Source organism: Geobacillus sp. FSL K6-3411 (assembly GCF_037965715.1).
Lineage (GTDB): Bacteria > Bacillota > Bacilli > Bacillales > Anoxybacillaceae > Geobacillus > Geobacillus thermodenitrificans.
The window spans coordinates 1,375,527-1,396,388 of record NZ_CP150187.1 but is presented as its reverse complement, the minus strand read 5'-3'; the positions used below and the strand labels follow the sequence as shown (position 1 = coordinate 1,396,388).

At 52.2% G+C, this 20,862-nt stretch carries 25 protein-coding genes and 1 riboswitch; of the genes, 7 read left to right on the top strand and 18 right to left on the bottom strand.

Translation table 11 applies throughout. The features are described 5' to 3' along the window. Positions 1–9 precede the first annotated feature (9 nt). From hutU to hutG, 3 genes are all read right to left on the bottom strand, one after another. Positions 10–1,665, bottom strand: a complete 1,656-nt coding sequence (gene hutU, locus NSQ22_RS07115) for a urocanate hydratase (protein ID WP_172437877.1) — start codon at positions 1,663–1,665, stop codon at positions 10–12. 168 nt (positions 1,666–1,833) lie between these two features. After that, complete coding sequence (locus tag NSQ22_RS07110; RefSeq protein ID WP_008879493.1) at positions 1,834–3,309, bottom strand: helix-turn-helix domain-containing protein; 1,476 nt, start codon at positions 3,307–3,309, stop codon at positions 1,834–1,836. 4 nt (positions 3,310–3,313) lie between these two features. Beyond that, positions 3,314–4,282, bottom strand: a complete 969-nt coding sequence (gene hutG / locus NSQ22_RS07105; protein ID WP_327054752.1) for a formimidoylglutamase — start codon at positions 4,280–4,282, stop codon at positions 3,314–3,316. Positions 4,283–4,425: 143 nt separating this feature from the next. On the opposite strand from hutG, the gene NSQ22_RS07100 reads away from it, so the two are divergent. Further along, positions 4,426–4,842 carry a PaaI family thioesterase gene (locus NSQ22_RS07100; protein ID WP_008879495.1) on the top strand — a complete coding sequence of 139 codons (417 nt, stop codon included), beginning with the start codon at positions 4,426–4,428 and terminating at the stop codon, positions 4,840–4,842. A 183-nt stretch (positions 4,843–5,025) separates the two neighbouring features. On the opposite strand, the gene NSQ22_RS07095 is transcribed toward NSQ22_RS07100, so the two are convergent. The 7 genes from NSQ22_RS07095 to NSQ22_RS07065 form a co-directional block, all read right to left on the bottom strand. Next, positions 5,026–5,508 (bottom strand): PaaI family thioesterase, encoded by a 483-nt coding sequence (locus NSQ22_RS07095; RefSeq protein WP_008879496.1) that lies wholly within the window; start codon positions 5,506–5,508, stop codon positions 5,026–5,028. Between the two features lie 69 nt (positions 5,509–5,577). Further along, the gene (locus NSQ22_RS07090; RefSeq protein WP_328191021.1) at positions 5,578–5,772 is read right to left on the bottom strand and encodes a hypothetical protein; all 195 of its coding nucleotides are present in this window, start codon (positions 5,770–5,772) and stop codon (positions 5,578–5,580) included. 378 nt (positions 5,773–6,150) lie between these two features. Further along, the gene (locus tag NSQ22_RS07085) at positions 6,151–6,486 is read right to left on the bottom strand and encodes a hypothetical protein (protein WP_029760520.1); all 336 of its coding nucleotides are present in this window, start codon (positions 6,484–6,486) and stop codon (positions 6,151–6,153) included. A 72-nt stretch (positions 6,487–6,558) separates the two neighbouring features. Further along, a riboswitch (SAM riboswitch) is annotated at positions 6,559–6,663 on the bottom strand. A gap of 354 nt (positions 6,664–7,017) precedes the next feature. Continuing rightward, the gene (gene glpK, locus NSQ22_RS07080; protein WP_327054744.1) at positions 7,018–8,511 is read right to left on the bottom strand and encodes a glycerol kinase GlpK; all 1,494 of its coding nucleotides are present in this window, start codon (positions 8,509–8,511) and stop codon (positions 7,018–7,020) included. Positions 8,512–8,577: 66 nt separating this feature from the next. Further along, positions 8,578–9,402 carry an MIP/aquaporin family protein gene (locus NSQ22_RS07075; protein ID WP_339264399.1) on the bottom strand — a complete coding sequence of 275 codons (825 nt, stop codon included), beginning with the start codon at positions 9,400–9,402 and terminating at the stop codon, positions 8,578–8,580. A 202-nt stretch (positions 9,403–9,604) separates the two neighbouring features. Next, positions 9,605–10,006 carry a sporulation protein gene (locus NSQ22_RS07070; protein WP_008879500.1) on the bottom strand — a complete coding sequence of 134 codons (402 nt, stop codon included), beginning with the start codon at positions 10,004–10,006 and terminating at the stop codon, positions 9,605–9,607. 198 nt (positions 10,007–10,204) lie between these two features. Beyond that, positions 10,205–10,456: a hypothetical protein gene (locus NSQ22_RS07065; RefSeq protein WP_008879501.1), complete on the bottom strand. Its 252-nt coding sequence runs from the start codon at positions 10,454–10,456 to the stop codon at positions 10,205–10,207. A 322-nt stretch (positions 10,457–10,778) separates the two neighbouring features. On the opposite strand from NSQ22_RS07065, the gene cspD reads away from it, so the two are divergent. Both cspD and NSQ22_RS07055 read left to right on the top strand, forming a co-directional pair. Then, the gene (gene cspD, locus NSQ22_RS07060) at positions 10,779–10,979 is read left to right on the top strand and encodes a cold-shock protein CspD (protein WP_003251474.1); all 201 of its coding nucleotides are present in this window, start codon (positions 10,779–10,781) and stop codon (positions 10,977–10,979) included. Positions 10,980–11,110: 131 nt separating this feature from the next. Further along, a complete protein-coding gene (locus NSQ22_RS07055) occupies positions 11,111–11,380 on the top strand; it encodes a DUF2564 family protein (RefSeq protein WP_008879502.1) in 270 nt (89 codons plus the stop codon). A gap of 227 nt (positions 11,381–11,607) precedes the next feature. Here the strand turns inward: NSQ22_RS07055 and NSQ22_RS07050 are convergent, their stop codons facing one another. Next, positions 11,608–11,823 (bottom strand): zinc-finger domain-containing protein, encoded by a 216-nt coding sequence (locus NSQ22_RS07050; RefSeq protein ID WP_008879503.1) that lies wholly within the window; start codon positions 11,821–11,823, stop codon positions 11,608–11,610. A gap of 6 nt (positions 11,824–11,829) precedes the next feature. Beyond that, the gene (locus tag NSQ22_RS07045; protein ID WP_008879504.1) at positions 11,830–12,495 is read right to left on the bottom strand and encodes a ribonuclease H family protein; all 666 of its coding nucleotides are present in this window, start codon (positions 12,493–12,495) and stop codon (positions 11,830–11,832) included. 232 nt (positions 12,496–12,727) lie between these two features. Here NSQ22_RS07045 and NSQ22_RS07040 point away from each other — a divergent pair, with 232 nt between their 5' ends. After that, on the top strand, positions 12,728–13,654 hold the full coding sequence (locus NSQ22_RS07040) for a DMT family transporter (RefSeq protein WP_060475776.1): 927 nt from the start codon (positions 12,728–12,730) through the stop codon (positions 13,652–13,654). Between the two features lie 96 nt (positions 13,655–13,750). Here the strand turns inward: NSQ22_RS07040 and NSQ22_RS07035 are convergent, their stop codons facing one another. Next, positions 13,751–14,227, bottom strand: coding sequence for a divergent PAP2 family protein (locus tag NSQ22_RS07035; protein WP_008879506.1), 477 nt, complete (start codon positions 14,225–14,227; stop codon positions 13,751–13,753). An 81-nt stretch (positions 14,228–14,308) separates the two neighbouring features. Here NSQ22_RS07035 and sspL point away from each other — a divergent pair, with 81 nt between their 5' ends. Next, the gene (gene sspL, locus NSQ22_RS07030; protein WP_008879507.1) at positions 14,309–14,446 is read left to right on the top strand and encodes a small, acid-soluble spore protein L; all 138 of its coding nucleotides are present in this window, start codon (positions 14,309–14,311) and stop codon (positions 14,444–14,446) included. Between the two features lie 36 nt (positions 14,447–14,482). Here sspL and acnA read toward each other — a convergent pair whose 3' ends face one another. Then, entirely contained in the window at positions 14,483–17,203 is a 2,721-nt protein-coding gene (gene acnA, locus NSQ22_RS07025; RefSeq protein WP_008879508.1) for an aconitate hydratase AcnA, read from the bottom strand. A 234-nt stretch (positions 17,204–17,437) separates the two neighbouring features. Between acnA and sspO the strand changes: the two genes are divergently transcribed. Then, positions 17,438–17,587 carry a small acid-soluble spore protein O gene (gene sspO / locus NSQ22_RS07020; protein WP_008879509.1) on the top strand — a complete coding sequence of 50 codons (150 nt, stop codon included), beginning with the start codon at positions 17,438–17,440 and terminating at the stop codon, positions 17,585–17,587. Positions 17,588–17,658: 71 nt separating this feature from the next. Here the strand turns inward: sspO and NSQ22_RS07015 are convergent, their stop codons facing one another. After that, the gene (locus NSQ22_RS07015) at positions 17,659–17,919 is read right to left on the bottom strand and encodes a hypothetical protein (protein ID WP_011887203.1); all 261 of its coding nucleotides are present in this window, start codon (positions 17,917–17,919) and stop codon (positions 17,659–17,661) included. A 127-nt stretch (positions 17,920–18,046) separates the two neighbouring features. Between NSQ22_RS07015 and NSQ22_RS07010 the strand changes: the two genes are divergently transcribed. Beyond that, a complete protein-coding gene (locus tag NSQ22_RS07010; protein WP_080320012.1) occupies positions 18,047–18,193 on the top strand; it encodes a small acid-soluble spore protein P in 147 nt (48 codons plus the stop codon). Between the two features lie 236 nt (positions 18,194–18,429). Here NSQ22_RS07010 and NSQ22_RS07005 read toward each other — a convergent pair whose 3' ends face one another. Genes NSQ22_RS07005 through celB form a run of 3 tightly spaced genes read right to left on the bottom strand, consistent with a single transcriptional unit; the run spans position 18,430 to position 20,861 of the window. After that, the gene (locus NSQ22_RS07005; protein WP_008879512.1) at positions 18,430–18,741 is read right to left on the bottom strand and encodes a PTS lactose/cellobiose transporter subunit IIA; all 312 of its coding nucleotides are present in this window, start codon (positions 18,739–18,741) and stop codon (positions 18,430–18,432) included. A gap of 11 nt (positions 18,742–18,752) precedes the next feature. Then, the gene (gene chbG, locus NSQ22_RS07000) at positions 18,753–19,490 is read right to left on the bottom strand and encodes a chitin disaccharide deacetylase (RefSeq protein WP_081157247.1); all 738 of its coding nucleotides are present in this window, start codon (positions 19,488–19,490) and stop codon (positions 18,753–18,755) included. A gap of 15 nt (positions 19,491–19,505) precedes the next feature. Continuing rightward, positions 19,506–20,861 (bottom strand): PTS cellobiose transporter subunit IIC, encoded by a 1,356-nt coding sequence (celB, locus tag NSQ22_RS06995; RefSeq protein WP_029760512.1) that lies wholly within the window; start codon positions 20,859–20,861, stop codon positions 19,506–19,508. Between the last annotated feature and the right edge of the window lies 1 nt (position 20,862).

Here is a 20,862-nt window from a genome sequence, read left to right as displayed (position 1 = left end):
TCCCCTTTTCTACTTCAGCATTGGCATATCAATACCTTTTTCTTTCGCCGTGCGAATGGCGAGCTCATACCCCGCATCAGCGTGGCGGACGACACCAAGTCCCGGATCGGTCGTCAACACACGCGCCAACCGTTCTTCCGCCTCTTTCGTGCCATCGGCGACAATAACCATGCCAGCATGAAGCGAATAGCCCATACCGACGCCACCGCCATGGTGAACCGACACCCAGCTCGCACCGCCGACCGCATTCAATAACGCGTTTAAAATCGGCCAGTCGGCAATGGCGTCACTTCCATCTTTCATTCCTTCCGTTTCTCGGTTCGGCGAGGCGACAGATCCCGAATCTAAATGATCGCGTCCGATGACGATCGGCGCCTTCAATTCGCCGCGAGCGACCATGTCGTTAATGATTTTCCCGAACTTCGCCCGTTCGCCGTAGCCGAGCCAGCAAATGCGCGCCGGCAGCCCTTGAAACTTGATTTGTTTTTGCGCCATGCGAATCCAATGGCAAAGGCGTTCATTATCGCTGAATTCGCGCAAAATGACTTCATCCGTCTTATAAATGTCTTCCGGGTCGCCGGAGAGCGCCACCCAACGGAACGGGCCTTTTCCTTCGCAAAAGAGCGGGCGGATGTAAGCTGGCACAAACCCCGGGAAGGAGAAGGCATCCTCGACTCCTTCGTCTTTCGCCACTTGACGAATGTTGTTACCGTAATCAAACGTCACTGCCCCTTGTTTTTGCATCACAAGCATCGCCCTTACGTGCTCAGCGATCGATTGTTTGGCACGAGCAACATACTGCTTCGGATCGCGCACCCGCAGCTCGGCGGCTTCCTCGAGTGTCAAACGAGCAGGAATATAGCCATTTAACGGATCATGAGCGGACGTTTGATCGGTCAAAACGTCAGGAATAAAGCCTATGTCAACGAGCTGCGGCAGCACTTCGGCCGCATTGCCGACAAGACCGATCGACAGCGCTTTTTTCTCTTCTTTCGCTTGTTTTGCCATTTGAAGCGCGACGTCTAGGCTGTCAGTCATCGTGTCAAGATATTTCGTGTCAAGACGGCGCTGGATGCGAGCCGGGTCGACTTCGATAGCAATACAGACGCCGCCGTTCATCGTCACTGCCAACGGCTGCGCCCCACCCATGCCGCCAAGGCCAGCCGTGACCGTGATCGTTCCCGCCAGTGTGCCGCCAAAGTGCTGGCGCGCCACTTCGGCGAACGTTTCGTACGTCCCTTGAACGATGCCTTGGCTTCCGATGTAAATCCAGCTGCCGGCCGTCATTTGCCCGTACATGATCAATCCTTTTTTGTCGAGTTCATGGAAATGGTCCCACGTCGCCCATGCCGGCACGAGGTTAGAGTTGGCGATGAGCACGCGCGGCGCGTTCGGATGGGTGCGAAACACCGCGACCGGCTTCCCCGATTGAATGAGCAATGTCTCATCGTTTTCTAAACGAAGAAGAGTGTCCACAATCGCCTCATAACATTCCCAGTTGCGCGCCGCTTTACCGATGCCGCCGTAGACGATCAATTCATCCGGCCGCTCGGCGACATCCGGATGCAAGTTGTTGTTTAACATGCGGAGCGCTGCTTCCTGAATCCACCCTTTCGCTTGCCGCGTTGTTCCTGAAAGCGCTTGAACCGTCCGTTTGTTTCCCATCGTCATCCCCCTCTTTTTCCTCTTTGCTTTTTATTATGAAGGAAGCCAAGAGGAGGGAGATAGATGCTCTTCTTTTAAAGTTGATCCGTTTTTTTAGAAATTTCATATTTCTTTATACCACATCCGTCCATTTCTTTTGATATATGTTCATTTCTTTCGAAAAACTGTCTACTGCGGTGATGACCGATGGAGCCGTTGTTCATCACGGTAGGCGGTCGGCGTCCGGTTCAGTTCGGCTTTAAAGACGCGCGTCAAATAATGAGCTGTCCGAAACCCAGTCTGTTCGGCGATTTCTTTCACAGACAAGTCGGTTTGTCGAAGCAACCGCTTTGCCTCCTCGAGTCGCCGTTTCGTCAGCCATTGGCGAAACGTCACACCGCGCTTTGTCGACAACAAATGGCTGAAATACGCAGGGCTGCGTCCGGCTGCTGCCGCGGTCCGCTCCAGCGTGAGCGACGGATCGCGAAAATGCGTTTCCATATAGCGAAGCCCCCGTTCGATGGCGTCGACACGCGCACCTTCCTCAGCCCTCCTCGCTTCGTGGAGCAGCCGGTATAAAAACAAAATCAATTCTTGGACGATACGATACAGCACAGGATTGTACAAAATGTCTTGAAATAGACGCATGTACTCACATTCCATCGTGCCGTGGTCAAGACGGTATGTTTTCATGAATCGCCGGATTTGCGCCAAGATACTCGTCAGCCGCGTGCGTACCATCTCTGGGCTCGGAAACGGCGGCGTCCAATGGGAAAATTCATTCTGCAACCATCGTTTGACCGCCTCGTGGTCAAACTGCTCAAGCATTTCAACCCATTGTCGTTGCTCTTCCGGCGTCAAAAACGGATCCAACTCACGCCACTGTTCATATTCAGGCGCTGGAGCAATCACTTGCTGGTAGCCGATAAAAAATGTCGTCTCGAGCAGCCGGCGGGCAGCTTGATAGCGCATACGCACCGATTGCTGACCATCCGGTGGCATGATGACCACCGCCAACGGTTCATGATGTTCCTCCTCCCAATCGCGCATCATCTTCCATGCTTCTTCCTTTCCATTGCCCGGCAGCTCGGGAAAAAGGCACACCGCCATATGAGTCAACGGTAATACGCGCGCACGCCGGCGAAACGGATAGCTCGTTAAAAAGCGAACCACCTCAGCAGATAGGGAAGGCTGTTCCGCTTGCACCAGCCATACATGGAAGGAGACATCAGCAAAGTCCTCGTAAAATAACGGGCGATAATCGTCAAAATGGGCATCAAGACGGGGGCGTTCACCGCCAGCGGAAAGCGAAGCCGCCGTTCTCAACGCTTGTTTCAGTTTGGCGGGCTCAAGCGGCTTCACAAGCAAATCGACGCATTGTAAATCGATGGCTTGTTTTGCCCGCGCGAATGTCGCCTCGGCGGTCACCGCAATCACCCGCTGGCAAAACAAACGGATGCAAGACGTCGCTTTCCCCCATTGTTCATACGGAATCATATCTAATTCGACATACAATAGCTCCGGCGCCTCCCGCTCTAGAAGCGCCCTCATCTCCTCCACCGTGGCCGCCGTGTACACTTGCTCAATCGGCAGTGAATACGCAGACACAAGCCAGCGGATCGCCTCCCGTTCGTTGTGATCCCGTTCGGCAATGACCAATTTCATCTTCTCACCGCCTCGGTTGCAAACGTCGAAAATGAAGAAGCGCTTCCATGCAGAAGGCGGCGGCTAACGCCACTGTTTTTCCGCCTTCATCAACGAGCGGATTGACTTCGCAAAGATCCACACTGATTGTTTTTGGGTGGGAAACGATTCGGCGAATGAGCGCACGTGCCAATGATGGAGAGAGTCCAAACGGCGACGGCGCGCTCACTCCTGGCGCTGCAGCCGCACTGATCGCGTCCATGCAAATGGTCAATATTATGCTGTCATGCCTCAAGGCAAATTGTTCAATTCGTTCATAAGCCGCCTCGATCGCTCCCGCCGTTAGCTGTTCTTCGAGTATGTATTCGCATCCGTACCTCTCCGCGTCCGCAAACAGCGCTGCCGTGTTCCCAAGCCGCTGAATCCCTAAGCAGCAATACCCCACCTGTTTATCTTCATCTAATATTTGTCGAAACATCGTCCCTGACGTCGGCCCGTTGTCGTACGGACGCAAATCGAAATGAGCGTCAATATTGATGATGCCCAATCGAGCGTTCGGCCCAAGCGCTGCACGGACGCCCAAGTAATGGCCATACGCCGTCTCATGGCCGCCGCCGATCACCACCGGCGCCACCCCGCTCTGCAACAGGCGGGCGATGGCTTTTCCGAGTTCGGCCTGGCTTTGTTCGAGACGTCCGTCAGCACAAACGATATCGCCTGCATCGTAGATCGACGCTCCTGATGGAAGATGCCATGGCAACCGCGCCAACGCTGCTTTCACGGCGGCTGGCGCCTCTTTCGCTCCTTGGCGTCCTTGATTGTGGCGCACTCCTTCGTCGCACACAAATCCAATAAAAGCCGCTGCTTGTTCCAACGGCGTTAATGGCCCCGATAAATCTAATAGGCGAATGCGCTGATGGAGACGAAACGCCCGTTCATCGCTCACACTGTCCACCCGCCCCGTCCAGCAGCTCGCCTCTGGTGGTTGGTACATCCACTCTTCCTCCTTTCGGTTTTCCTCGATTGGACTTTTTCGCTTTCTCTTTTCCATTCTCCTTCCTCCCAACGAGAAAAGAGGAAATCGTCGCTGTTTGGCGAATACAACCACCATGATTCATAACAGAAAGGGTGTTAGAGATGAAGCAATTGACGAACTTGCACGAGGTGATCACTGGTCAAAGCGCGCCGCCGCCATGCGACGTAACACTTGGCGTTCACTTGACGGAAGCTCGGGACGGCTATGCGAAAGGTGTATGGACGGTAAGCGAATCATTGCTTAACGGCAATGGGGTGATCATGGGCGGATTTGTCGGAGCGGCGGCAGACATTATGATGGCTTATGCGGTGACGACCTTGCTTCGCGATGATCAACTCCATGCGTCAATCAACTTGCAAACGACATTTCATCGTCCGATGGAAGCCGGAGAAGCAGAAATCGAGGCACAAGTGGAAAAATTCGGCCGGACTATCGCCTATGTGACCGCCACCGTACGGCAAAACGGCAAAGAGGTAGCAAGCGCTACGTCATCGGTGCTGATTATGGACAAACGATGAAAGAACAATGTCTACTAAACGTTCTTGGACGCTAGAAGGTTGATAATATACAACAACGTGATTTCTCCAATAGAGAAACTAAACGCGAAAGCAACATTGCCGTCCTTAGTCGAACTCCAGCTGCAAAGCGCCGAAGAAAGCGCTGTCAAAAAACGGCGGCTCTCCGGCGCTTTTCGCTGTCTGTTAAGGACGGACAAATGTTTTTGGCATGACGACAGCTACGACTTGTCCGCGGGCACACAATTCGCCGTTCGCAAACACTTCGGCGTCGACTTGCCATTTTTTCGGATGAATTTCCGTCACCGTGCCGATGGCCACAAGCGGCACACCGTGCGGCGTCGGTTTGAGAAAATCGACATGCAGTGAAGCGGTGACAAAGCGCGGCGGCGCTTCCCCACTGCCCGGCTCATGGCCATTTTTCCGGTGCAACGCAAGCGCTGCTGAGCCGGTGCCGTGGCAGTCGATCAGCGAGGCGATCAGTCCACCGTACACAAATCCAGGGATGGCCGTATGTTCTGGGCGCGGAGTGTATACGGTTACCGTCTTGTCTCCCTGCCATCCAGTGCGGAAATGGTGGCCATGTTCATTCAGTCGGCCACAGCCATAGCACCAAGCAAATTCATCCGGATAGTCATCTTGAATGGCGTGAACGATCGTTTCTTCCACTAAATCTCCTCCCCTCTTTTTCTAGTATATCATCGGATCGAAAAGACCACGACCCCCAAAGAGCTCTTTTTACATCAACGTCCCTTTCCGTCCACACCGCCCTTCGTTTAATAACCCGAACGCGCGTTGCAAACAAGGAGTTGACCCCTCACCGGGAATCGTTCCTGATTCAGCCCAACTCCCCCCTGTATAAAACAAAGCTGATAAACTCATGCCACCGATCGGCATGCGGTCGAGACAAGAAAATGGAAGGGCGTTAGCCATGCCCTAACGCCCAAAGATCGATGGCAACAGGCGGCCCAGACGATGAGGATTCTTGCTTTCTTTCGGCTCGTCATCTCTTCCTCGGACAAACGGAACCACCAACCGACACGAGCCTCTCTTTCTTTTGCTCAATGCCTTGCCTTATGCGAAGTGATGTCATTTCCCTTCAGCGGGCAAATTTGTGTTGTATCCTTTCAATCAGCTCGCCGATAACCGACTCGTCAAGTTGTAAAAACGTTCATTTCGGCGTCTCAGGCGTCTCGTTTGTATGTATCTTAACCGTTCCAGACCGACGGCGTTTTGATAACATGCTTTTGGTGCTGCGATACTTGGATGATGGCATATGCCCATTTTTTTGCGGTCATTCGTTGTTCTTCTTTAGGACTCAATGGAAAACACTGCTCGCAAATACGGTGTCATTCGCGTAGGCAAAATTTCTTTTTTTCCTAGCTCCATCCATATATAGCGGTCAAGGGCATACGGATCTTCCGCTTTCCATTCATCCACCTCAGCGTTCGTTAGCAAGATAGAAAATATCGTTCCTTGTGCTTCCCCATACAAATGGACATACCCGTCCTCACGGTCGACATGCACGACCGCCTGTGAATCAAACTGAATGAGTTCCGCCCGCACGCAACGCATAACGTGAACCGCAAACGCCGCAGCCGGCAAATGTGCCGCCATGCAAGCGCGGATCGAAAATCGTTCCGCCATTGTTTCTTCCTCACCTCCCATCCATCAAAAAACCCCTTTCGCCTCGGAATGATGCGAAAAGGGGTGGAACCGTTCTTATCATCCAAAGCGAACTCGCTTTGCGGGTTTTAGCACCTTGCCAGCGGCAGGTTGCTGTGGGGTCATCAAGCCCGTTCTCTCGCCCACTCTTGATAAGACATATGCAATTTACTCTTATATTACCATGGGGAAACAAAAGTGCAAACTTTTTGTTTCTTCTGCCTATTTTAGTTACTTTGAGGCGCTGGCTGCTTGATGTTGCAACGCAAGCGAGATGATAGGTTGTTTTGGTTTTTGCCAGCTGTTGCTTTTTTATGGTTGTTGAATATTTAGCACATAGTTTTATAAAATAAGATAGCGGTTGTCTTTCTCTTTTCCAGACGGGTTGCGAACAAGTAAAGGCTTGTCAGGGCGTGCGCTGACATCCCTGCCCTTCGCTACCATCAGCTTTGCTCCTGTTTTGAACCACCAAAAAACGGACACCCTCAGCCAAGGGTATCCGTTTTCTTCCCGTTATTTAAACATCATCGCCGCCCGCACTGCTTTTTTCCAGCCTTCATAGAGTGCCGTTCGCTTATCGTCAGTCATCTGCGGCTCAAAGCGGCGCTCAAGCTGCCACTGGGCAGCAATATCTTCACGACTGCCCCAATAGCCGACCGCCAGCCCAGCTAAGTACGCCGCTCCAAGCGCGGTCGTCTCGCTAATCATCGGCCGCTCGACCGGCACAGCGAGCAAATCGCTTTGAAACTGCATGAGCAAGTTGTTTTTCACCGCTCCTCCGTCGACGCGCAATGTCGTCAGCGGCAAGCCGGCATCCGCTTCCATAGCGGCGAGCACGTCCCTTGTCTGGTAGGCGAGCGATTCCAATGTCGCACGGATGAAATGTTCTTTCGTCGTGCCACGTGTGAGGCCAAACACCGCTCCACGCACCTCGCTGTCCCAATACGGCGTGCCGAGACCGACGAACGCCGGGACAACGTACACCCCGTCCGTTGACTCGACTTTTTCGGCGTACGTTTCGCTGTCAGCCGCCGTTTTGATCATCCGCAAGCCGTCGCGCAGCCATTGAATGGCCGAACCGGCGACGAAGATGCTGCCTTCAAGCGCATATTCGACTTTGCCATCGATGCCCCAAGCAATTGTTGTCAACAGCCCGTGTTTTGACTGCACCGCTTTTTCTCCGGTGTTCATGAGCATAAAGCAGCCGGTGCCGTATGTATTCTTCGCCATCCCTTCAGCAAAGCACGCCTGTCCGAACAAGGCTGCCTGCTGGTCACCCGCCGCCCCAGCGATCGGCACTTCCACGCCGAAGAAATGATGCGGAACGGTTTTCGCATATACTTCCGAGGACGGCCGCACCTCAGGGAGCATCGCCTTTGGCACGTTTAAAATTGCAAGCAACTCATCGTCCCATTCAAGCGTATGAATGTTAAACATCAATGTACGCGACGCATTCGAGTAATCAGTCACATGAGCGCGGCCGCCGGACAGCTTCCAAATAAGCCACGTGTCGATCGTGCCAAACAGCAGCTCGCCGCGCTCCGCCCGTTCACGCGCTCCGTCGACATGATCTAAAATCCATTTCACTTTCGTTCCCGAAAAATAAGCGTCAATGAGCAGCCCCGTTTTTTCGCGAAACAGCGGATCATACCCTTTCGCTTTCAACTCGTCGCAAATATCAGCCGTTTGCCGCGATTGCCAAACGATGGCGTTGTAAATCGGATTGCCGCTCTCTTTTTCCCAGACAACGGTCGTTTCCCGCTGGTTCGTAATGCCGATCGCCGCCACTTGTTCCGGCTTCACTTGCGCCTCAGACAAGACACTGGCAATGACCGCAAGCACCGAGCCCCAAATTTCGTTCGCATTATGCTCAACCCAGCCGGGCTGTGGGAAATATTGCGTAAATTCTTTTTGCGCCATATGAACAATTTCTCCACCACGGTTGAACAAAATGGCGCGCGAGCTTGTTGTGCCTTGGTCAATCGCTAAAATATATTGATCTGTCATGAACATTCTCCTCTCCTACTTGATTTTTTCAGCTCAATGACACCGCCGCAAACACCGGGCCTCCTATCAAACTGAACGGCGATCCGCTACCGCCGAGCCCGCCCCTTTTCCTTTCATCATGCCAGCTCCAGCCAGCACCGCCGCCGCGGCAATGAGCACGCCCCATAGCGCCGCACTTGTCTTTCCTAAAAACAACGCTTTATATACTAGACTGCCAAGCGCACCGCCAAGCAGCGGCCCGATAATCGGCACCCAGGCGTACGACCAATTTGATGGTCCTTTTCCCGGGATCGGCAACAAAAAGTGGGCGAGGCGCGGTCCGAAATCACGTGCCGGGTTGATGGCATACCCGGTCGTACCGCCGAGCGACAAGCCGATGGCGATAATGAGAAAGCCGACAATAAACGGGTTGAGGCCATCGGCGAATCGGTTGGCACCAATGGCTAAAATCCCTAGGACGAGCACAAACGTACCGATCATTTCGCTCAGCAAGTTAGCAGACACATTCGGCACGGCCGGACTAGTAGCAAATACACCGAGCTTAATACTAGGATCATCTGTTTCTTTCCAATGCGGCCAATAGTGGAGATAAACAACAGCCGCCCCAATCATCGCCCCAAGTACCTGAGCAATGACATACATCAGTACATCGTCCCATGGGAAGTCGCCGCTTATGGCCAACGCCACGGTTAAGGCCGGATTGAGATGAGCGCCGCTATATTGGCCGACGGCATACGCTGCGATCGCGACTGCTAGCCCCCACCCCATCGTAATCACGATCCAACCGGAATTCGCGGCATACGATTTCTTTAAGTTCACGCCGGCGCACACCCCGGATCCGAAAATGATGAGCAGCGCCGTTCCGACGAGTTCTCCTAAAAATGGTGACATTTGGTCTCTTCCCCCTTTTCATTCGTGATTTCCTCTGCCATTTCCTGCTTCAGTGCTCCTTCCGGAAGGTTGCACGTTGGGCAAAAAAACAAAGACCCACACACTTCCCCTATTCAAAGGAAACATGTGTGGGTCTCCGTTTCTCCGCCACAAAATGATTAACTTGTCTTTAGGATAGCGCAAGTTTGTAAGCGTTGTCAACCTATTTTTTCGGTAAAATTTGCACGTAGTCGAAGTCGAGCGTATCGACCGCATCCTCGATATCGAGGCGGGTGATGAACCGGTATGATCGGCCTGGACGCGACATCGGCAACGTCTCTGGGATCGTGTAAGCAAACGGGATTTCCTTTTTCTCCCCCGGCTTGATCGCAAACGCTCCAGCCGCCGGGATGACAGCTACGACCGCATCGCGCTCCTTGCCGTTTTCAATCGTTTTTTGTACAAGCTCAACATCGAGCCGCTCGATCGTCTGCTCGACCGTTCCACCATAAATATGAACGACCCCTTGAATCGTTTCACCCTGTCGCCATAACGATTTATTTAAAATCAAGTCGACACGCGCCGACCCGACCCCGACCTTTGACATCATTTTACGCAGCAACACTAATTGTCACCTCTTTAGTCTGTCACTCTTGTCATTCCAATATACGAAAAACAGCCGCCGCCCGTTTCAACCAAAGCCAAAAAATAAACAGACGATTGCCTGCACGGCAAAAGTCTGTCTCGGGATGAAACAGACGAATGCATTTTTTGTTACCGCTTACACCAGAGATTACCGCATTCGCCTTCTCTTGTCAATCAGTTATTCGTATACATTTTCATTTTCAATAATGTAGTCGATCCGGATGACCGGGACATCCTGCTGCTCGACTTCCGCGACGATCAGACCGACGCGATCATTATAGATGCAAAACGTGTCCTGTCCTTTACGAAACGCCGATTCGCCATACGAAAGAACCATGTGGTAAATTTTATTGTTGCTGAAATAGCGGCGGCTGACTCGGTTGCCCAGCCGGACAATCACTTCTTGACCCGCGATTTTTCCGCGGTACATCCGCTTCTCCCCCTTTTCGTCGTTCCTATTCCAATGTATGGTTTTTTTCGGTCGTTCATGACTTTTTTCTCCTTCGGTGGCCCGTTTTCCTTTTCTTTGTGGCGCTTTTTCGAAGAGCAAGCCTCTTTTTCGGAAATTTCCTTTCTTTTGCTTGACGCAGCGACCTTTGGTAGTGTATAGTAAAGTCATCACATAACAGAATATATTTCAGGCATTCAACACGAATACTCATCTTGGGTTGCTGTGGAGTATATTTTGTTATTTGATAAAAAATCTTGAGGTTAGCCAGGCTGGCTAAAGGTATTAGGAGGAATTCAGTATTATGCAACGTGGTAAAGTAAAATGGTTTAACAACGAAAAAGGCTACGGTTTTATCGAAGTGGAAGGCGGTTCGGACGTATTCGTTCACTTCACGGCAATCCAAGGTGAAGGGTTCAAAACGTTAGAAGAAGGCCAAGAAGTTTCGTTTGAAATCGTACAAGGAAACCGCGGACCGCAAGCAGCGAACGTTGTCAAATTATAATGCTTCGTTGACATAGACGAAAGAACGGCAGCGGAACAAAAGGCATCCTGCATAAGCAAGGATGCCTTTTTCGTTTTCCTTTTGCATAGTTCCGACAAGGCGGCAAACAATAACAAAAGGGAGGTGTTCATATGGCAAAACGCGATGCCGACGTACATACAGGATACAACGACTTGAAGCAAGTCGAAATGTTCGTCGAGACGGCGGAAAAAATGGTCGGTCAAGCGACAATGCAACTTGATCCGGAGATGCTTAACCATGCAGAACAAGCGGTCGAAAATGCCCGCCGCCAACTCGCCCGTGCCCGGCAGGAAGCGACTGGCGTAGACGGTGACTTTCTTGCCCGGTGCGAACAAAAATTGACCCGCGCTGAACACCAGCTTCGCGAGGCGCAACAATAATCCGAATCAGACGGAGCTTCGCCACGCGAAGCTCTTTTTGCTGTCCGCATCTTCGGACGTACCCGTTCCCCCGTTTTACACGCCGGACGAAGCGCTTTTCGTTATCGTTGCTCACCGTGTGATACGCGCTGCAGCCTTGTTGTCTCTAAGCGCGTGAAACGCCGTTTGGCGCCTTATCACCCGCACAAACCGCCCCTGAGAAAAACGCTGTCGCCCTTTGCCGCCTGTCACTGGCGCGGGCGCGGCGATGCGGAAAGCAGCATCTCCCCGTACTGCCGCATTTGTTCCCCAACCGTGCATTGCTGGATGCAAAACGACTGGGCGTACGTCTTGCCGTACTCTTTCCGGAATGTGCTTTTTAAAAAACAGCCGTCACAGTACGTTTCTTCAAGCCAGGCGATTTGTTCCAATATTTCTTTGCGTCGGTTTCGCTTTTTTCCCATACAACCTTACCCTTTCTCCGTCAATTCCATTTGGCTTGTGATTAGTTGCCCGTCGAGCGCTTGGCGCGCAAGGGAATCAGCCTCTTTATTTTGCTTTCGTGAAATCGGCTCATACGTCGGCTGAATGTCGAGATCGCGCATTTTAGCCTCAATGCGGTCAAGCCAGGCGTTATGATCTTCTTCAAAACACGGCCAGTCGCCCGACAGCTGCTTTAACACAACATGGGAGTCGCCGCGAAACGTCACTGGCAAATGGCGGACGCCAAGCTCCTCAAGCATCTGCATCACAAACCAAAACGCCGCATACTCCGCTTCGTTGTTCGATCTGATTTCGCCAAGCTGGCGGTTAGCACGCAGCCGATAGCGATGGTCGTTTTGCTTATAATATATGACCGCACCGACGCCGCCTTGGGTCGTCTCATGGTCAAAGCCGCCATCAAAATACGCAACGACGTCATGCGGCTCGCTTTCGATTTCTTTCAATAGCTTCTGAAGTTCTTTTTTTGACCACGAGATTCCGTTTCGGTCGATGAACTCAAGCGCCTTCGTGCGCCCGGTTTTTTCAAAATCGTCGGCCAACACCAGCGCCTCGTTGGCATCGGTCCAATCTGACACGAGAACGGCTTCTTGTTTTTTCGGTGTGATATATGTCCATTGGATTTGCACATCCAACTGTTGTCACCCTTCCGTGTCGCAATGATCAGAGCTGGTTTTTATTTTACCACACTTTCCCCCTTGTTCATTACTTATTTTTATGCACGACGAACGGTTGTATCAACCGTTTTCTTACATCCCCCACTTTTTTTCAAAAAAATATGTCTTTTTTCGGTTGATTTATGATACACTAGCGGCTAGCAGCGTATCAAATGACTAGATGTGAACAGACAAACAAGGGGGAATTGAATTGAAGCAGCAAACCGTCGCTGATCTTAGTTTGCTGGCAGTCGCGTTCGTCTGGGGGGCGACGTTCGTCGTCGTCCAAAATGCCATTTCCTTTTTAGAACCGCTGTCGTTTAACGCCATCCGCTTCAGTTTTGCTGGCTTGTTCCTTTTCGCATGGATCGCCATCGTTTCCCGCCCGCTGCTCAGGCAGTTATCGTGGCGGGTCATCGGTGCAGGTGCTTGGATGGGGCTATGGTTGTTTGGCGGCTATGCGCTTCAAACGGTCGGGCTTTTGTATACAACTTCATCGAAAGCGGGCTTTATTACCGGGCTGAGCGTTGTTCTCGTGCCGCTGTTTTCGTTTTTGATTTTAAAGCAAAACCCGACCACGAATGCGGCCATCGGAGCGGTGCTTGCCGCCTTCGGTTTATATTGGCTGACAGGCGGAGCCGAGTTGTCATTCAACCGCGGTGACGTATTCGTCTTTTTTTGCGCCATTTCCTTTGCCATGCACATTATCGTGACGGGTCAATATTCGTCGCGTTATTCAACATTGCTGTTAACGATGGTGCAAATTTTTACCGTCGCCATCCTTTGCTTCATCTTCGCCTTTTGTCTTGAAGAGGCAACGAACATGTGGGATACGACGGTGCTCCGCCGTCCGGAAGTGTGGGGAGCGCTCACGATCACTTCGCTACTGGCGACGACAGCCGCTTTTTTAATCCAAACAGGGGTGCAAAAATATACGACGCCAACTCGTGTAGCACTCATTTTCGCTATGGAGCCGGTATTTGCTGCTTTGACCGCCTATCTTTGGGCTGGCGAACGGCTGTCGCCATCTGCTTGGCTCGGCGGCATCGCAATTTTGGCCGGCATGATCCTCTCCGAACTTCCAAGTGCGCGCTCATGGGGGAAACGGTGGCGGGAAAAGCGGAATATCTCCTCGTAGCAGCAAAAGCTGTCCTGCGTGAACAGTGGGACAGCTTTTTTCGTCACGTTGGGCGTTTCGCTGTCATGATCCTCTGAAGCAAGCGCTCCATTCGCTTCACTCCCTACCCCTTCGTCTGCGGCGACACAGCCAATGCGAAACAGCACCAGTCATGATCCCGAGGAACGCTCCACCAACAACTTCGATCGGCTGATGGCCAAGACGGGCGCGGAGCTGTTGCTGTCGTTTTTTGTATACGTCTTGTTTCGGATCGTCTTCCAGCTTTTTCACTTCCTCGGCCAGTTCGTTGAGGCGCAGGGCGAGTTCCCCCGCTTGGCGCCGCACCCCTTGTGCATCATACATAACGATCAATCCAAATAACGCAGCCAAGGCAAAATCGATCGTGCGCACGCCTCGCTCAAGGGCGATAAATGTCGCTAAAGCAGAAACACCTGCCGAGTGGGAGCTTGGCATTCCGCCCGTTTCAAAAAAGAGCCGCCAGTCCCATCGGCCTGTCTCCAGCTGCTTAATCGGAATTTTTAAAAACTGCGCCAGCGCGATCGTCGCGAGCGCCGTTTTTAACCCTTTGTTCATCGTTCTTCCCTCCTTTGCCGACCGCGCTTTGCTTATATTTTCACCCGAAGCGGCCATACTATCCGAGTGGAGGTGAAAACGATGGCGAAAAACGGCGGCAAAAACCGCGGCACGAAGGCGCCGGGCGTCAATCCGCAAGGCTTTGGCCAAGACGGGACGCTTACCCCTGACCCGAAAAGCAAGCTCGAAAATGCTGCGAAAAAGCTCAATACAAAATAAAGCAGGCTTCCCGGTGCGGAAGCCTGCTTTTTGCTATTATTGTTTCACTTTCGCCAATTTTTCGCGCAATACCATTTGCAAAATGCCGCCATGGCGATAATAATCGATTTCCACTTCACTGTCAAAGCGGACAATGACTTCAAACTCTTTTTTCTCGCCCGTGTCTGGGTTCGTCGCTGTCACTTTGACAAGATCGCGCGGTTTGACGCTCTCATCAATCTGGACTTCGAACACTTCTTTGCCTGTTAAACCGAGCGTTTCTGCGTTTTCGCCTTCTTTGAATTGAAGCGGCAAGACACCCATCAAGACGAGGTTCGAACGATGGATGCGTTCAAAGCTTTCGGCGATGACCGTCTTGATGCCGAGCAAGAACGTTCCTTTCGCCGCCCAGTCACGCGAACTACCCATACCGTAGTCTTTGCCGGCAACGACGACAAGTCCGGTGCCATCTTGTTTATATTTCATGCACGCATCATAAATCGACATCACTTCACCCGTCGGCCAGTACGTCGTATAACCGCCTTCTGTACCCGGCGCGATTTGGTTGCGGATGCGAATGTTGGCGAACGTGCCGCGCATCATCACTTCATGGTTACCGCGCCGCGAACCGTACGAGTTGAAGTCTTTCGGCTCGACGCCTTTCGAGATTAAATATTGGCCTGCCGGCGTGCTTTTGCCGATCGAACCAGCTGGTGAAATATGGTCAGTCGTAACCGAGTCGCCGAACTTGCCAACGACGCGCAAGCCAGTGAGCGGCTCGACTTTGCGCACATCCGGAGACAACCCTTCAAAGAACGGCGGATTTTGGATGTACGTCGACTGTTCATCCCATTGATAAAGCGGCTCGTCCGTCGTTTCGATGGCGTTCCAACGCGGATTGCCGTCGAACACGCGCTCATATTCTTTGCGGAACAATTCTGGATCGACCGCCCGTTTGACGACCTCTTTCACTTCTTCCATCGACGGCCAAATGTCGCGGAAGTAGACATCGTTGCCGTCTTTGTCTTTACCGATCGGTTCGTTCAACAAATCAATGTCGACCGTGCCGGCGAGCGCATAAGCGACGACAAGCGGCGGCGACGCCAAATAGTTACCTTTTACCAGCGGATGGATGCGGCCTTCAAAGTTCCGGTTGCCGGACAGGACGCTTGTCACAAGCAAATCGCTTTCAGCAAGCGCTTTTTCCAACTCTGGAGCAAGCGGGCCGGAGTTGCCGATACATGTCGTGCAGCCGTAACCGACAACGTTGAACCCGAGCTGTTGGAGATACGGGAGCAAGCCCGAATCGCGCAAATAGCCGGTGACAACTTTCGATCCCGGTGCCAGCGACGTTTTGACATACTTCGGTACTTGCAAGCCTTTTTCCACCGCTTTTTTCGCCACTAAACCTGCGGCGACAAGCACGTATGGGTTCGATGTGTTCGTACAGCTTGTGATCGCTGCGATGACGACGGCACCCGTTTTCATGCTCACTTGTTCGCCGTTTAACGTCACCGTAATTTCCCGTTCCAAATCCGCTTCCGTCAGACCGAAGCCTTGGTTGCCTTGCGGCGCTTTTACCGCTTCGCGGAACGATTGTTTCATTTTCGAGAGCGGGATTAAATCTTGTGGCCGTTTCGGGCCGGACAAGTTCGTTTCGATTTCCGACAAGTTGATTTCGACGACGTCCGTAAACGTCGGTTCCGGTGCATCCGGCGTGTAGAACAAGCCGTTTGCTTTGCAGTACGCTTCAACGACTTGAATATGATGTTCATCACGGCCGGTCAAGCGCAAATAGTCGAGCGCTTCGGCGTCAACCGGGAAGAAACCGCACGTTGCTCCGTACTCCGGCGCCATATTGGCGATCGTCGCCCGGTCAGCCAACGGCAAGGTCGCCACCCCTGGACCGAAGAATTCGACGAATTTGCCGACAACGCCTTTTTTCCGCAGCACTTGCGTTACTTTCAGTGCCAAGTCAGTAGCCGTTGAGCCGTCCGGCAGCTTGCCCGTCAAACGGACTCCGACCACTTCTGGAACCGGGAAGTATGACGGTTGGCCGAGCATGCCTGCTTCCGCTTCAATTCCGCCAACCCCCCAACCGAGGACGCCGATGCCGTTGATCATCGTCGTATGCGAGTCCGTACCGACAAGCGTATCCGGGAACGCTTCGTATTCGCCGTTTTCTCCTTCGACCGCATGAACGACACTGGCCAAATATTCCAAGTTCACTTGGTGGACAATCCCGGTCGCCGGCGGAACGGCACGGTAGTTGTCAAACGCTTTTTGCGCCCATTTCAAAAACTTGTACCGTTCAGCGTTCCGTTGGAATTCCAAGTCCATGTTGTACTCAAGCGCATCGTCCGATCCGTAGCGGTCAACTTGCACCGAGTGGTCGATGACGAGATCGACTGGAATTTCCGGATTAATTTCGTACGGATCGCCGCCCAAATCCGCCATCGCTTTGCGCATGGACGCCAAATCGACGACGGCCGGCACGCCGGTGAAGTCTTGCAAAATGACGCGCGACGGTTTAAACGGCACGTCAATGTCTTTCATTTCCGGCGTTCCCCATTTCGCCAAGTTCTCCACGTGTTCTTTCGTAATCACGCGGCCGTCAACTTGGCGGAGCACCGATTCAAGCAATACTTTGATCGAGTACGGCAGGCGGCTTACCCGACCGATTCCCGCTTCTTCAAGCGCTTGCAAACGGTAATAGTTGTACTTTTTACCGTTTACTTCGAATGAAGAACGGGCGTTAAATACATCATGTTTCGCCATATGTATAACCCCCTTCACTTCACAATAATACTATACTATTTTTTCGCGCAAAAGTCGAAAAAATAGCATGAATTCTCCCAATCCCCATAAAGTTCGGCACGCTTTTATCTTATTATATAACAGGACAAGTTGTAAATAATGATTTCCATCATTTCGCCATTTTCATTTCTAACAGCGGTCGAAAAAAGAATAAGGCGCCCGTTTCGTCACAAACTAGAAACGGAGGTGAAACAAATGGCGAAGCGGAAAGCGAATCATGTCATCCCCGGTATGAACGCCGCCAAAGCACAAGGGATGGGCGCCGGATACAACGAAGAATTCTCCAATGAACCGCTGACAGAAGCCCAGCGTCAAAACAACAAAAAAAGAAAAAAGAACCAATAGCGTGGCGGCCGTTCCGCCATCCCGGCTTGCCATAGCCATCAGAAAAGGGAATGTCCGCCGCCGACATTCCCTTACTCGTCTTGATTGATTTCTGCCACAATTCCTTGCAAATCGTTGCGAAATTTCTCTAGCTGAACACGCTGCTTTTCTGAAGCGACCTCGAGCGCGTTTTCAATTTGTGCAAACGCCTCATTCACTTCTTGCCGCAAATGGGCTAACTGGTGGCCGTAGTCCGCCTGGTCACGCACTAAATGATCGTGCCATTCTTTAGCCTCCATCGTCGCTTTTTGCGCCGCCTGAAACGCGTCTTGCTTCGCTTTATGATACACCATGGCTCGTTCCTCCTTTGCGATCATGCCCATTATTCATTACTTATCGTTTCAAACGGCCGGCAAATTATACACCGAATAAGCGGCAACCATCGTCGGCATGATAATCAACAAAAGGAGGGACAAGGCAATGACGAATAAAAACGACAGCAAAGACATGCGCAAAAACGCGCCAAAAGGTGACAATCCCGGGCAGCCGGAACCGCTTGACGGCTCGAAAAAAGTGAAAAACCGCAATCATACCCGGCAAAAGCATAACACAAGCCATGACATGTAGACGCCTCAGAGCGGCGCTTAGCGCTTCTTCTTGATCTTGAGCGCCGCTCCTCCCTCTTTGGGGCATATGTTACACACCGCAATGAAACGAAAGACCACATTCGCGCGTTGGAGCACACTTTGCTTCCATCCCTGCTTGAAAGCCGGGTTTCTCGATTTGAACTGATAAATTTACATAATTATTTTATGGTTTACTCATTACCTCCCCTCTTACTCGTCCTCCGGTGAAGGTTGTCTTTACGGAGTGATTCGTTCATACAGTTCGATGAATTCAGATGCTAGCTCTTTCACTGTCATCGCTGTCATCAAATGGTCTTGGGCATGCACCATAAGCAGCGTCACAACAGTCGATTGCCCCCCAGCCTCTTGCTGCAACAGCGCGGTTTGCAGCTCATGGGCGGCTTGCAGCTCCGCCCCAGCCCGCTCAAGCAGCCGGTGCGCCTCGGCAAATTCCCCTTGTTTCGCGGCAGCGATCGCCTCCATGGCATAGCTGCGGCCATTGCCGCCGTGAAGAATGAGTTGAAAGATCGTCTGTTCTTGTGTCTGCATAAGCCCCTCTCCTATAATTTGTAAAATTCACGGTACGTAATCAGCTGAACGCCACGCTTTGCGAGCTCCTCAACGAGCGCCGGGTCGGTCAGCACAGCCAACTCTTCAACCCGTTGCTGGCAATAGGAACTTCCTTGCGCAAGCGGAACATCGATGTACGCTGGGTGGCACATCACTTCCGCCGTCTGGCCATCGTCAATCCGGTCGATCAGGGCTAAAAAGCGGTCTTTCGTCAACCCATCGCCGTAGAAATCCGGAAAAAAGACATCGACGGTGGCCAGCCGGTGCGGCCGCGCGGTTCGTACCGGGCGGATCGGCAACCGATAGCATTCAGCCAGCTGCTCGATCACCGGAAACACGTTTGGATGCTCATGGACGTGATGGTGGCTGTCCATATGCGTCGGGGTGAGCCCAAACGAGAAAAACCGCTCCAATTGGGCGCGAAGCTCCCGCTCGATGTCGCTGCGTTCGGCACTGTCAAGCGCCTCCCCACGCCGTGGAAACTCCCCGTGTTCGTTCACAAGGGTTGGAACATCAGTCAACGGACGGCCGCACGTCAGCACGAAATGAATACCGACGCCAAGCTCCGGATGATCTTTCGCCAGTCGGGCGGCGTGCTCTGCCGCTGGCATGTTAGTCATCAAAGTCGCCGATGTAACGACACCGTGTTGAAACGCTTCCAAAATCCCGTAGTTGACCCCTTTCGAGTAGCCAAAGTCATCGGCATTGACAATGCAATAGCGCGGCATCTCGCTCCATCTCCTTTACATCGAATGAGTCGTTCCAGCTCCGCCGGATATCGTCGCATCGGCTTGCTCTTCAGCCGCTTTTTGTTTATCCCAGATCATCAAAAATGGATAATAAATGGCAAAGGCAATGAAAAAGTTCACGATTTGCAAAATGCTGCCGGAAATTTTGCCTCCTGTCGCCAAATAACCACTGATAATGAACGGCGTCGTCCACGGCACCGCCACCCCGCTCGGTTTGGCGACAAGTCCGGTCGCCATGGCCACATAAGACACAATGACCAACACAATCGGCACTAAAATGAATGGAATAATCAGAAGCGGATTCATGACGATCGGCATGCCAAACGTGATCGGTTCATTAATATTGAAAATACCAGGCGCGATGGCCAGCCTCCCTAAATTTTTCAGCTGTCGACTGCGAGCCCTTAGCATCATCGTTAACGCCAATGCCAGCGTCGCCCCTGAGCCGCCAATATAAATCCAAAGATCAAAAAACTGTGCGGTAATAATATTCGGTAGCTCGGCATTCGGGTTTTGCTGGAACACCATCCGGTTTTCATCCATCAGCGACAGCCAGATGGGTCCCATGACCCCGCCAACGATTGCCGCTCCGTGCAACCCGGTCGACCATAGCAGCTGAACGAGGAGCACAGCGACAATCGCCCCGAACAAGCTGCCGCCGAGCGCGCTTAGCGGTTTGTTGAGCAGCATCGATACAATATTATGAAAGCTTTCAAACGGCGTAACTTCTAAAATAAGACGGACTACCCAAACGACGCCAAGAACGGCCGCTCCCGGAATCAAGGCGACAAACGAGCGTGCTACTGCCGGCGGCACCCCATCCGGCAACTGAATCACAATATTTTTTTGGATAATTTTTCGATAAATTTCGGTTGATACGATCGCTAAAATCATGGCGACAAACAAGCCTTTGCTGCCGACCCATTGCACCGGGATGCCGCCGCTGACCATGATCGTCTCTTTTGCTCCTTCCGGTGTAAACGGCACTTGATAGGGGGTTGCCAGCAAAAAGGCAGCCAGCGAAATCGCGCCAGCAGAAAGCGCGTCCACTTTATACTTTTCCGCTAGCCGGTAGGCAACCCCAAAGCTGACGACAAGCGCCATAATATCGAACGTCGCCCCAACCGGATACAGCAGCTTATCAAGCCAATGCTCGCCAAACCATTTCGCCATCCATTCGTTATAACCGGGAATCGGCAAAAAACCAATGATTAAAAATAAAGACCCAATGATCAACAATGGCATCGATAAAATAATCCCGTCACGAATCGCCTGCAAATGGCGCTGTTCAGCTATTCTGCCGGCCACTGGCATCACGTGTTCTTCCAACACCCGAATAAACCGATCCATC